This window comes from Collinsella sp. HCP3S3_E5, from assembly GCF_052067635.1.
Lineage (GTDB): Bacteria > Actinomycetota > Coriobacteriia > Coriobacteriales > Coriobacteriaceae > Collinsella.
In genome coordinates this window covers 83847-98578 of the sequence record NZ_JBQHQF010000002.1, presented here as the reverse complement: position 1 = coordinate 98578, position 14732 = coordinate 83847, and the positions used below count along the sequence as shown (strand labels likewise).

The 14732-nt window shown below is 59.8% G+C and carries 1 protein-coding gene; it reads right to left on the bottom strand.

All coding sequences use genetic code 11. From position 1 onward, the window contains the following. Nucleotides 1-97 precede the first annotated feature (97 nt). On the bottom strand, nt 98-14620 hold the full coding sequence (locus tag ACTM82_RS01150) for an InlB B-repeat-containing protein (RefSeq protein ID WP_441053905.1): 14523 nt from the start codon (nt 14618-14620) through the stop codon (nt 98-100). Between the last annotated feature and the right edge of the window lie 112 nt (nt 14621-14732).

The following is a 14732-nucleotide window of genomic DNA, read 5'->3' as shown; positions in this document are numbered from 1 at the left end:
ACAAAAACGGGACGGGCAAAAGACCCGTCCCGCAAGTATAAACGTTTGAGCAGGTCAGATGATGCAAAGCATCAATCTGGTTGCCTCTTTAGATCCGCTACGCGTCAGAGCGACGGCGACGCAGCAGCTCGAGCCCCAGTGCGACAAGCGCAACAGCACCCGCGGCCACAGCGACAGCCAACGGCGTGCGATCGCCCGTATCGGCGAGCTGCTGAGCACTCGACTTGGAAGACTCCTTCTTACCGGAGTTTTCCGCGCCCGATGCCTTTGCCTTATCGACTGCGGAGTCATCCGAGCTACCGGGTTTTGTCGGATCCTTTGAATCCGGCTGGTCGGAATCGGGCGTTCCGGGCTTTTCCGGCTCCGGCTTACTCGGGTTGTCAGGCTCGGGCTTATCCGGGTTTTCCGGGTCCGGCTTGTCCGGCTGATCAGGCTCCGGTTTATCGGGCTCAGGCTTGCCCGGGTCCGGCTGGTCAGGCTGGTCAGGCTCGGGCTTGTCCGGCTGGTCCGGGTCGGGCTTGCCCGGATCGGGAACCACCGGGTCCGGGTCGACAGGCTCCTGCTTCTTCTTCACCGTCAGCGTACCGGGCTCAACCATGACATCGAAGTTCGGGTCGGTGACCGTCGCCTCGATCTGGTACTCGCCCGCCGGGGAACTCTCATCGGCGACGCAGGAGTACTCGACCTTCACGCCCGAGGTATTGGCCGAGCTCTTTAGGCTCGAGGTAAACGCGGGGTTCGCCTCTCCCTCGAAGCGTTCAGCATCGTCGACCTTTACCTTAAGCTTCGCCGGCGCAATCTTGAAGTTGCGCGAGGCGGCGCCGATATACCCGTTGCTTCGCAGCGTGGCAACGGCGCGATACGTGCCCGCATCGGTCGGGGCCTCACTCGACGAATAGTGTGTGCCGCCCGTCCCGTAATACCTGATCCTCAAGTCACCTTCGCAGGCCCTGGGAACCCCCGTGACCTCGGGCGCCTGGGCGTCACCACTATAGACGAAGTCGCCGCCTGCAAATGCGAGCTCGACCCGCTTCGCCTGAACGACCAGAACGAAGTGCGCGGTCGCGGTCTTGCCATGAGCATCCTTGCACGTGACGTCAAAGGTAGACACTCCGGCCTTGGACGAGGTGCCCGAGAGCGTCAGACCGCCCGCCGTGCGGATGAGCTTAAATCCGTCTGGGAGCTTAGCGTCGTCCCACGTGTACTCATACGGAGCTTCGCCACCCGCGGCACCCAAAATCGTCGCGCGATACGTGTTATGCGCACGTGCGACCGGCAGCAGACCGCCGTTGAACACGAGGGCATCCCGGGGCACAACGGAAACGACGGCGCGATCGCTGTCCACCTGTGTCTCGGTACGAAGATATCGCTGAGTGACGCGGCAGGAATACTCGCCGGCGCAATCCTCATCGAGGCCCTCGATGAGGAGCGTCTCCTCCGTCTCGCCCTCAAGCGCCACAGCCTCGCCGCCCACCATGTGGAACCACTGATAGGAAAGCTCAATCTCGGCAGCAGAACCCGTGGACGAGGACGCGTGGTCGAGGACGCCCTTGCCCGCCTCGGCAGCAACCGAGAGCACAACAGCATCGTCCTCGTGGGCACTCGCATCCTGTGGCTGTGCAATCACCTTCGGAGCGTCCGCTTTCGCGAACTCGAACGTAATCTCGTGCGACGCGGTGACGCCACTCAGCGTGACCTCGTACGCTCCGCCCTCATAGTCGGAGATATCAAGATCGATGGCCTTGTCCGAGTCGGCTTCCGTGACCGTCACCCGCTCGAGGTAGTAGCCCTCGTCAGGCGTCGCCGAGAGCGTCACGTCGCCGCCGGCATCAACGGTGACGGAAGCGTTGTCGACCGAACCGTTGACCGCCTCTGCCGTCACCTCAAAGCGCTCGGGCTTGTCCGGGTTATCGGGCTCGGGGTTATCAGGGCCGGGATTATCGGGATCCGGCTTGGGGCCCGGATCAGGCTGATCGGGATCCGGATTATCCGGGTCGGGGTTGGGACCAGGACCAGGCTGATCGGGATCCGGGTTGTCCGGGTCAGGGTTATCTGGATTGTCCGGCTCAGGGTTATCCGGGTCCGGATTGTCCGGGTCCGGAACCACCGGGCCGGGATCGACGGGCTCCTGCTTCTTTTTAACCGTCAGCGTTCCGGGCACGACCTCGACATCGAAGTTCGGGTCGGTGACCGTCGCGCCGATCTGGTACTCGCCAGCAGGAGAGCTCCCATCGGCAACGCAGGAGTACTCGACCTTCACACCCGAAGTGTCAACCGCACTCTCCAGGCTCGAGGAAAACGCTGGGTTCGCCTCTCCCTCGAAGCGCTCGGCGTCGTCAACCCTCACCTTGAGCTTTGCCGGTGCGATCTCGAACTGGCAGGCAGCGGCACCGATGTAGCCGTGGCTGCGCAGCATGGCGACAGCGCGATACGTACCGGCATCGGTCGGGGCCTCACTCGAGGAATATTGCGTACTTCCACATCCGTAGTACCAGACCTTAAGGTCGCCCTTGCAAACCTTAGGAGCACCGAAAACTTCGGGGGTCTGCGGCATGCCGCTATAGGTAAAGTCGCTATCCGCAAACGCGAGCTTTACGCGCTTTGCCTGAACAACGATCGCAAAGTGGGCAGTCACGGCCTCGCCACGTGCATCCGTGCACGTGATGTCGAAGGTGGAAACGCCCGTCTTGGACGGAACGCCAGAGAGCGTCAGGCCGCTCGAAGTACGGGAGAGCTTGAGCCCGTCGGGGAGCTTCGCCTCATCCCATGCGTACTCGTACGGAGCCTTGCCGCCCGCGGCCCCGGCAATCGTTGCGAGGTACGTGCTGTGGGCGCTCGCTGCCGGCAGCAGGTCGCCGTTAAATACAAGGGTGTCCCACGGCACGATGGAGACGGAGGCACAATCACTGTCCGTCTGCTTCTCAGTACCAAGGTAGCGCTGAGTGACGCGGCAGAAATACTCGCCGGCCTGCTCGTCATCGAGGTCCGCGAGTGAGAGCGTCTCCCCCGTCTCGCCCTCGAGCGCCACGGCCTTGCCATTCACCATGCGGAACCACTGGTAGGAAAGCTCGACCTCGGCAGCGCAACCCGTGGACGAGGCAGCGTGGTCAGCGACGTTTTTGCCTGCCTCGGCCGCAACCGAGAGCACAGCCGAATCGCCTTCATGGACGCTCACGTCCTGCGGCTGCGCGACCACACGCGGAGCGTCCGCCTTCGCGAACTCGAACGTGACCTCCTGCGACGCGGTGACGCCACTCAGCGTGACCTCGTACGCTCCGCCCTCATAGTCGGAGATATCAAGATCGATGGCCTTGTCCGAGTCGGCTTCCGTGACCGTCACCCGCTCGAGGTAGTAGCCCTCGTCAGGCGTCGCCGAGAGCGTCACGTCGCCGCCGGCATCAACGGTGACGGAAGCGTTGTCGACCGAACCGTTGACCGCCTCTGCCGTCACCTCAAAGCGCTCGGGCTTGTCCGGGTTATCGGGCTCGGGGTTATCAGGGCCGGGATTATCGGGATCCGGCTTGGGGCCCGGATCAGGCTGATCGGGATCCGGATTATCCGGGTCGGGGTTGGGACCAGGACCAGGCTGATCGGGATCCGGGTTGTCCGGGTCAGGGTTATCTGGATTGTCCGGCTCAGGGTTATCCGGGTCCGGATTGTCCGGGTCCGGAACCACCGGGCCGGGATCGACGGGCTCCTGCTTCTTTTTAACCGTCAGCGTTCCGGGCACGACCTCGACATCGAAGTTCGGGTCGGTGACCGTCGCGCCGATCTGGTACTCGCCAGCAGGAGAGCTCCCATCGGCAACGCAGGAGTACTCGACCTTCACACCCGAAGTGTCAACCGCACTCTCCAGGCTCGAGGAAAACGCTGGGTTCGCCTCTCCCTCGAAGCGCTCGGCGTCGTCAACCCTCACCTTGAGCTTTGCCGGTGCGATCTCGAACTGGCAGGCAGCGGCACCGATGTAGCCGTGGCTGCGCAGCATGGCGACAGCGCGATACGTACCGGCATCGGTCGGGGCCTCACTCGAGGAATATTGCGTACTTCCACATCCGTAGTACCAGACCTTAAGGTCGCCCTTGCAAACCTTAGGAGCACCGAAAACTTCGGGGGTCTGCGGCATGCCGCTATAGGTAAAGTCGCTATCCGCAAACGCGAGCTTTACGCGCTTTGCCTGAACAACGATCGCAAAGTGGGCAGTCACGGCCTCGCCACGTGCATCCGTGCACGTGATGTCGAAGGTGGAAACGCCCGTCTTGGACGGAACGCCAGAGAGCGTCAGGCCGCTCGAAGTACGGGAGAGCTTGAGCCCGTCGGGGAGCTTCGCCTCATCCCATGCGTACTCGTACGGAGCCTTGCCGCCCGCGGCCCCGGCAATCGTTGCGAGGTACGTGCTGTGGGCGCTCGCTGCCGGCAGCAGGTCGCCGTTAAATACAAGGGTGTCCCACGGCACGATGGAGACGGAGGCACAATCACTGTCCGTCTGCTTCTCAGTACCAAGGTAGCGCTGAGTGACGCGGCAGAAATACTCGCCGGCCTGCTCGTCATCGAGGTCCGCGAGTGAGAGCGTCTCCCCCGTCTCGCCCTCGAGCGCCACGGCCTTGCCATTCACCATGCGGAACCACTGGTAGGAAAGCTCGACCTCGGCAGCGCAACCCGTGGACGAGGCAGCGTGGTCAGCGACGTTTTTGCCTGCCTCGGCCGCAACCGAGAGCACAGCCGAATCGCCTTCATGGACGCTCACGTCCTGCGGCTGCGCGACCACACGCGGAGCGTCCGCCTTCGCGAACTCGAACGTGACCTCCTGCGATGCGGTGACATCGCTCAGCGTGACCTCGTACGCCCCGCCCTTGTAATCAGAAATGTCGAGGTCAACGGTCGCATCCGAGCCTGCCTGCGCGACCGTCGCGCACTCGAGGTAGCAGCCCTCGTCGGGCGTTGCCGAGAGGATCGCTTCCCCGCCCTCAACAACCGAAACCGAAGCATTGTCGACCGAACCGTTGACCGCCTTCGCCGTCACCTTGTAGTGCTCGGGCTTCTTCTTGACCGTCAGCGTGCCGGGGTCGACCGCGACATCAAAGTTCGGATCGGCGACCGCCGCGTCGATCTGGTATTCACCCGCCGGCGATTTCTCATTCGCCGAGCAGAAGTACGTAACCTTTACGTCCGACGTGTCGCAACGACTCACCAAGCTGGAGGTAAACTCGGGGTTCTTCTGACCCTCAAAGCGCTCAGCATCGTCGACCTTCACCAGCAGCTGAGCCGGCGCAACAGTAACCGTCAGTTCAACGTCTTCGGCGGCAAGATAGTTACGCGAGGCAGCGGCACGGGCGACAACACGCGCCGTACCGGCGGCCTTCACCGTCGCGCAGCGTCCCTTAATCGAAACCGGGCTCGCATCGTCATCGGAATCAACCAGCTCAAAGCTCACGGGAGTCTGGGCAACGTTGTTAAACACAATGGGGTCTCCACCGTACACACCCGAATAGCTCGTCGTGCCCGTAATGACCTGGCTTGCCTTTGCAATCGAGAACTCGGCGGACTTTTTACCCTGATAGTTGGTGTCAGTCACCTTAACCGTGACGCGGTAGTTGCCACTGTCGCACGGCTCCAGCGCCGTCGGACCATAGGACGTTCCATCTATACCGCGATAGGCAACGGAATAGGCAGACGCATCAAGGCCGGCAACCGCAACCGCCGCACCGTGTCGTGCGCCATCGTATGTCACATCAGACGTCTCGATCGAAATATCGACCGGGGCCTTCTCGATCGTAAAGTCACAGGAGGCATTACCGACATATCCGTTGGCTTCGAGCGTCGCCACCGCACGATACGTGCCGGCATCCACCGGCGCCTGATCCGACGAGTAATGTGTGTCGTCCGTGCCAACATACGTTAGTTCGACATCGTCCTCGCAACCCTCGGGCACGCCCGAAAGCTCCGGGGCCTGCGCCGTCGCATTGTAGGTAAAGGTCTGGCCCTCAAATGCAAGTGGGGCTTTCTTCGCCTTCACGAGCAGCACAAAATGCGCTACGCGCTTATTACCCAGGTCATCGGTACACCTAATCTTGAAGCTATGCACACCCGTAGCCGCAGGCACGCCCGAGAGCACCAAGGCGCCCGATCCGTCATCTGCCAGCGTCAGCTGCATGCCCTCAGGAACCGCAACATCACCCAAGTTATACGCATACGGCGCCTTGCCGCCCGTAGCGCCGGCAATCTGGGCACGGTATTCATCGTGAGCGGTCGCCACCGGCAGCACACGCCCGTTAAACACAAGCGTTTCTCGGGGCACGATGGATACCTTCGCATGTTCGGTATCCGTCTTTGTCACCGTGCCCAGGTAGCTCTGCGTAATGCGGCAGAAGTACTCGCCCTCGCCGTCGCTGTCGAGCTGGGCGATCGAAAGCGTCTCCCCCGTCTGGCCCTTTAGCGGCTCTACCTTGCCACCATCGTCAGACATGCGATACCACTGGTAGCTCAGCTTGACGTCTGCAACGGATCCAGATGACACGGCCGCATGGACGCGAACATTGCGCCCCGCCTCGGCGGTGACCGAAAGCTCAACCGGATCGCCCTCGTAAGCACTCGCATCCTGCGGCTGAGCGAGCACCTCCGGAGCCGCAGCCTTCGCGAATTCAAACGTGACCTTTTGCGGAGCACTCACGCCACTCAGTGTGACCTCGTACGCCCCACCCTTATAGTCAGAAATATCAAGGTCATAGGCATTGCCAGCCGAACCTTCATCACCCGCTTCTTCGGCAACAGTCACGCGCGTCAGGTAGCAGCCCTCATCGGGCGTCGCCGAAAGCGTCGCCTTGCCATCCGTAGCGACCAAAGCAGACTCCGGATCAACCGATCCGTTGACCGCTCGGGCCGTCACCTTGTACTTAGGCGCCTCCGCAAAGCGCGCCTCAACGGTCATGTTGTCCTCGGGGACAAACGTCCAGGTAGCATCCGTGCTCAGCGGCTCATCGCCCAACGACCCATCATCATTGCGTGCATACCACCCATCAAACACATAGCCCGCATCGGGAACGGCAGTCAGGGTCGCGGACTCACCGTTCTCGACTTCGTTGGTCACGGCATAGCCCAGAGATTCGTCCTCGGAGGAACCATCGACGTGTCCGCCCTGACGCGAATCCACCGCCGTAACCGTCATCGACGCCCGCTCATAAACGGCCGTAAAAGTACGGTTGCCAAACACTACGCGGTTGATCACCGGAGTGGCGCCCACAGGCATGCCGTTCTCGTCGACCCAGCATTTAAACTTCCAACCCTCGTGCGGCACGGTAAACATAATCGCCGCGGAGTTGTAGGAGCCGCCGGTACCAAGCGCAACCATGCTAAAGCCCGCGCCCTTGGGATACGTAGCGACCTGGACATCGCAACCCGTCTCATAGAACACGGCCGTAAGCTGCCTATTCTCCTTTGCGGTACCGATATAGAATGCGCTGTAGCTCACCGTGACACCCGCATCGTCGACCCAATGCGAGAAGTGGTACTTCTTCCACGGAATCGCAATCGCCATAAACATGTCGCCCCTGTCGTACGACCTGCTACCGGCAGGAATGCCGTCAACCAGAAGGGCCGTACCGCGGAAGATGGACGAGCCGGTGACGGTAATGGTCACCTGTCCATCGGATTCGAACTGTGCGTAGTACGTTATGTCTTGCATGGCGGTCACATCGAGGGTCGTCGCGGTCTCGACAATCGAGGTGCCCTCCTTATCGGTGCTCCAGCCCACAAAGCGATAGCCCATACCGGCAACAGCAGTCAGCTCCACATGATTGCCCACGGCAAAGCTACCGCTGCCCGTAACGCGGCAGCCCCTGTTCGAAGCCTTGTCCTTCACCACGACCTCGCCCGTAACGGTCACCTCGTACGGATCGGCAAACACGGCCTGGAGCTCCAACGTATCGTCCTCGAGCCCCTCGACCATATCCTTGTCGAGCTTAACCCAGCAATGGGCGTCGCAGCTCAGCAGCGACTTGTTGCCCTCGGCATCCAAGACATACCAACCGGCAAATCGCTTGGTACCCATAGGTGTAGCGTTGAGTTCGACCGTATCACCGAATTGATAGGAGCCCTCGCCGCTCAGAGTGCTAACGCTATCGTCACTCGCGCTCAAAACGACCTGATAGGACTTAGGCGCAAAGGTCGCCGTGTAGGTAGCGTCGTCCGTGACCTTAACGGTATAGTCGGTGTTCTCGCTGACTGTCCCGCCCTTGTCGTCCGTCCAACCCGCAAACGAATACCCGGTGTTTGCAGTCGCACGAAGCGTTGCGCGGTCGCCGGCCTCATAGCCACCAAAGCCGCTCACGGCTCCGCCCTCGCCAGGCGAAGCAACGGTATGCACGACATACGAACCCGACGCAAAGAGGGCATAGAGCGACGTATCCTCACGCACGGTAAATCGATAGGTTTTCTTGGAGCTCACGCACGTGCCGTTACGGAGCCAGCCCACAAAAGCCGTATCCTCGGCGGCGACCGCACGCACGGTTGCGACTTGTCCGGCGGCATACGTCCCCGCGCCCTCGACCGTGCCCATACTCTCCTCGCACGAGACGTCCACCGTACATTGCTTTGCCGAGAACACGGCCTGGAGCATCGTGTCAGACGTCGGCACCACGTGATAGGTTCTGTCACGGCTTACCACGGCTCCCGAGGCATCGGCCCAATACTCAAACGCATAGCCCGAAAGCGCATGCGCGGTCAGCGTGGCGGCATGCCCCGCCTCAACGGTACCTGTGCCCTCGACCCAGCCGGCGACGCTCGATTCGACCAGCGAACCGGTGCCGGAATCGACTACCGCCGTGGCGTCGACTTCATAGCTTTTTGCCATAAAGCGAGCGATGTGCACATGGCTGCGCTCCTGGTGGCAGGTGAACTCCGCATCGGCAGACTCAAACGTGCCGTCGGCCGTATACCAACCAGTAAAGACGTAACCGGGGTTGGGCGTCGCCTTCAGGGCAATCTCAGCGCCGCGGTCGGCAAGGACGCGGCTCGCCTTGACGGTGCCACCTTCCGCAGGATCGGCGAGGGGTACGCAAACGGTATCGATAGGCACAAAGGCCGCGGTAATAACGCAGTGCCCGGTTTTACCGCGAGCCTTCGCAACCAACGAGGTCTCATGCTTAAGGCTCTTCAGGCGGCCATTGACGTACCAACCCCAGAACAAAAAGCCAGGATGGGCCTTGGCCGTCAGATGAAGGGTCTCACCTAATTTGAACTTATCAGTCGTGGGCTTCACCACAGTCCCGTTGCACGTCACGGTACCGCCGAGCCACGAATCAGCCGTGACCATGACCTCGGGTTTTGAGTCGGTAAAGATCGCGGTATAGGTGTCGCTCTTGGTAACCTTAACGACCAGCTCGGCGGTGTCGTACTCCTTACCGGAGTCATCCTTCCAATGGTCAAAGCGGTAGCCGTCATTGGCCTTTGCCTTGAGCATCACCGTGTCGCCATATCCGCAGGTAACCGAAGATGCCCCCGGGTGCCCCTCAATCTCAACCGCACCGCGCTCCATAAAGGTCTTCTTGGCCTTCGCCGTTACGGTATAGGTATTTTCCTCAAACACCGCGCGCACGGTGCATTCCACGTCCTCGGGATAGAACTCGAGGTAGCTGGGGTCGGTGCCCAAAAGCAGGTCCGTCTTGGCGTCGTACCAGCCCTTAAAGGTAAATTGTTTGCTCGCCTCGGCCGTGAGCTCTATGCTCAGCATGGCAGGCTCGCCCTTCATGCAGTAGCCCTCGCCGTGCACTAAATATTTGCCCGCCATGGCCGCGGCCGGCTCAACGACCACGTCTACCTTGCAGGCACGCGTAAACTTCGCCTGGAGCACGCAGTCGGTAATGGGCTCAAAGGTATAGGAACGCTCGCTCGACACCAGCGTCGACGTAGTATCCGAGCCACCATTGCTCAGATACCAACCGTCAAAGATATAACCCTCGGATGGGGTGGCCTCCGCGGTCACGCGCTGCCCTTCGGGAACCTCGAGCACCATGCCGGCAGTCTCGCCGCGCTTCAGTGTAACGGTGCCGCCCTCGAGCGGGTCGGCCTCGGCACGCACGATATGCGCATCCCTGCCGTCCATTACAGCCTCGATCCGGGCATTCCCGTTAACGCGGTATTCGCAAACTTCCTGCTTGTTGGCAATCGTGATGCCCTGCGCATCGGTTTCGCGCCACTCCACAAACCGATACGTTTTTTCCGGATTGTCGGGGCGCACCTTGGGCCGCATCGTAAACGTGAGAATGTCCCCATCCTTCGCGCGAACCTTGCCATCCACGACCGGCACGCCATCGCACAGCACCTCGGCGCTATCGAAGGGATCGGTATTCACCAGGATTGTCTTATCCGCCTTGCGGAAGCGTGCAACCAGATGGCGGTCGACCTCGGCCTTGAAGATATACGTACGCTCGGGCGAGACCTCGATGCCGTCCTCAAACCATCCCACAAAGGCATAGTCGGGACCCTCGCTCGCGGTGACCATAGCCTGATCGCCACGCGTAATGCTCTGCTTTACGGGGCTTGCGGTGCAGCCTGTCGAAAAATCGGCCTGAATGCCATCGGCTTCGGCAACCGCCGTAATCTCAACTTTTTTCTCGAAAACGGCCGTCATTTTTACGACCTCGGGCGTCAGGTCCGTGATCGTCATCGTCTTGAGAGGTGATGTCGAGACCTCGACACCGTTCTCTTTCCAACACACGAAGCGATAGCCGGGATTGGCGACAGCCTCCAGCGTGGCGACCGTCCCCTCATAGTGGATACCGCCTCCGGTAACGACGCCGCCCACCTCGGGCTGCGCGGTGGCAATTATTTCGATCTTATGGTCGCCATGAGGCTTGGGCTTCTTGTGGTCGTCGATGATGTCCTTAATCTCCTTGAGCACCTTCGTGCCGACGGCGGCAACATCCTCAATGTTGTCGGCCATACCGATCTCGATCACCGCATCGGCCGCGATGGGGTCGACGATCTCGCCCAGCCCATACATGGTAGCGAGGACGGCCGCAGCCGTAATCGCGGCGATGAGTGCAGCCTTAAGCGCTGCGAGTGACTCGTCGGGGTCAGTCGCAGCGCGGAAATGCGCGGTGTACTGCACATCTCCCTCGAGCACAAACGTGTAGGACGGACCATCGTCGCCGGTAAAGACAACGTTGCCGAGGGCATCGGTCGCGTAGTCAAACACATAGCCAGGCATTGGCACCGCCACGACCGTTACGCGAGACCCGATACCGTACAGACCGGTAGAGAGGAACTGTCCGAGCGGCTGCCCGTTCTCATCGACCCCGTCCACACCCAGCACAACGCTCGCCTGCGGAGCGCAGTAGCGCGGAGTGATCTCGATCCTAGCGTCAGTCTTGTCCTCGGACACAATCGCGTCCGCCTTGTCCACCGTATAGGTAAAGTCAAGCTGATCGCTCACGGCGTACGCATCATCGCCCTCGCCCAGATACCAGCCCAGGAACAGCGCGTTATCCGTGACAGCGGAAACCTCAACCGTCTCGCCGGCATTGCGATAGCAGTTTTGAGCGGTAACACTCAGGTGCGCAAAGTCCTGCGACGAGTCGGTCGCCTGCGCATCGTTGACGTACACCGCATAGTCCTTGAGCTTAAAGCGAGCCTCCAAGGACAGGTCCTTATCTGGCGTAAACGTGTAGACCGGCTCCTTGGAGATGTACTTGCCGGACTCGGTGTCATACCAGCCCTTAAACGTGATGTTGTCGTTGAGCATCCCCAAAGTACCGGCATCGAGCGCGACTTCGGCACCTGCGTCGATCGTCATCGTGCCGGAAACATCGGGAAGCTCAACGCCATCCATCAGCTTGTGTTCGCCCTTATCAATCGTTTGGGCATAGGAAATCTGGAACGATGTCGGCGTGGGTTTCTTAAGCTGTAGCGTGCCCTTGGTTTGGGTTTCGAAATGCGAATAGCCGTCGTCATACACGAGCTTTACGGGCTGTCCGTCCATCGACTCATCGAAGACATCACCATCGCAGGGGGTGGCCGTAAGGTACTCGCCGAGCTCTTCCTGTATGAGGGCCTCGTAGTCCCAAATCGATACCGAATGCGGGTAATCGAGCTCGACGTTCATGCCCTCGAGCGAAATGGTCTCCCCCGTCTCATAGGTCATGTTGTTGGGGTCGCATGAAATCTCAACGTTCTCGAGCACCTTGCCCACCGGGACGGGCAGGCAGCCGTTGCACCTCTCCCAAACAGCTTTGGGATGCCCGTTAGCATACTTCGGAATCATCTTGGCGGGGACCATGACGGTCATGTTGTATTTGGGGAACGTGTCGGTGTTAATGAGCACCGCATTGTTGCACCCAAAGAACACGGTCTCGAGATTGGTACTGCCAAACGCCTTTTTCGGCAACTCCTCGATCTTGGAGTTATATGGCAGTGTCAGCCCGCCGCTCAAGTCGGTGCCGTAGAAGCAGGTGTGACCAAGCGTTTCGACCGTTGTGTTGCTCTCGAGCCCCGTGGTAGCAAGGTTCGAGCAGAACCTAAACGCGCAAACGCCAATCGATGTAATGGAGGTATTCTTGTCCAGGCCGGTATCGGTCAGAGCTCTGCAGCCTTCGTAGGCTCTGTCGGGAATCGATGTGAGGCCGACAACCTTGTCGAGCCCCGTGGACACCAGCCCACTCTCGGCAAACGCGGCGTCGCCCATAGAGCCAATGGCGGCAACCTCGTTGATGTTCAAACTCGTAAGCGACTTGCAGCCATAGAATGCCTCTTTCCCGATGGTACCGATGGTCATGCCGGAAAGGCTGATATCGGTGAGATTCGGGCAGTTATAGAAGGCGTGTAGTCCGATTTTGGAAATGGAACTGTTCTCAAAGCGCACTGAGCGCAGATTGGTAGAGTCGGCGCAGAGCTGTGCGTCGACTTCATCAACCCCGTAATCGACAATCAGATTCGTTACCATTCGACCGTCGACGGAGTTCTCGCGCGGGTTGTTTTCATCGATTTCTACCGTAAGATTTCCGTTTGCGTCGCACGGATACAGGTAGTAGTTCGGCATGAACTTGGCATACTCGTAGGCCGCCTGCTGCAGGTTGCCCTTGCTGTACGCGACAAGGCGCGTGTAGCCATCGTCGTACACGAGCTGTATAGGTTCTCCGTCCATCGACTCGTCGAAGACATCACCATCACAGGGGGTCGCCGTAAGGTATTCGCCGAGTTCGTCCTTTATGAGCGCTTCGTAGTCGCTATCCATCGTCGAATGAGGGTATTGAAACGTGACGCTCATGCCCTCGAGCGAAATGGTGTCACCCTGCTGATAGGCCATCTTGTCGGGATCACGCGAGACCTTAATCTTTTGAAGCATCTTGCCCACGGGGACGGGCAGGCTGCCATTGCAACTCTCCCAAACCTCGTTGGGGCGACCGCTTGCGTATTGCGAAACCATCTTGGCAGGGACCATGACGGTCATGTTTTGCTTGGGGAACGTGGTGGAATTAATGAGCACCACATGGTCGCATCCAAAGTACACAGTTTCAAGCTTAGAGCCATAGAACGCACGGCTCGGCAGTTCCTCGATCTTGGAATAAAGGGGCAGCGTCAGCCCGCCGCTCATATTGGTCCCGGAGAAACAGCCTTCGCGAAGCGTCTTGATCGTCGTATTGTTCTCGAGCCCCGTCGTCGCAAGGCGAGAGCAGTTTTTGAACGCATTAACGCCGATTGATGTGATAGATGTGTTCCCTCCCAGACCGGTATCGGTCAGAGCGCTGCAGCCATTATAAGCGTTCTCAGGAATCGAACTGAGACCAACGACCTTGTCGAGCCCCGTAGACCGCAGCCCGCTCCAGGCAAACGCGGCATCGTCCATAGAGCCGATGGTAGCAACGTCATTAATGTTCAGACTCGTAAGCGATCCGCACCCAGAAAACGCTTCTGTTCCGATGCCCCCAATGGTCATACCGGAAAAGCTGATATTGGCGAGATTCGAGCAGCCAGAAAAGGCGTGTAATCCAATTGAAGAAATAGAGCTGTTCTCAAAACGTACCGAGCGCAGATTGGAGGAGTACTCACAAATATATCCGGGGACCCCATCCACTCCGTAATCAACGATCAGGTTGGTCACCAATTGACCATCGACAGAGTTCTCATTCGGGTCGTTTTCATCAATCTCTACCGTAACGCTTCCGCCAGCATCACACGGATACACATAGCCGTTCGGCATAAGCTTGGCATACTCATAGACCGTTGGGTCCTCATACACGAGGGGATCGACTTCGCTGTCATCGGACGAGGGTTCCGCCGTTGCAGGCGAGGTCTTTGCTGCATCGGAGTTGGTCGCGGAGCTCGAAAGATCTTGGGCCAGGCTCGACGTGGAAGTGCTGGTATCCGAGCTGGACGATTCGTCCAGAGCGTTATTCGTTTGGTCGGAAGTTGTGGATGAGCCGCCCTCGCCCAAAGACGACGCGTTATCGACCGCATCGGCATCAGCGTCAGAGCCCGAGTCGGTCTCTTGGGCCTCGTTTTCGACGGCGACCGCCCCAGCATCATCGGCATAGGCTGTGCTGGGCGCAAGGGGTATCGAGGTCACGACCATCGCGACCGAAAGATAGACGACCAAAAACCTATAGAGGGCAGCAGTGATCCTGTTCATAGGAACCTTCCCGCAATTCGCAAAGATACCGAGGACCCAGTGCGGGCCATCATCTCACAATACCCTGTATAAGCGACAATGCGGGAAGGTTGCGCAAACGGTTTATCTAAGG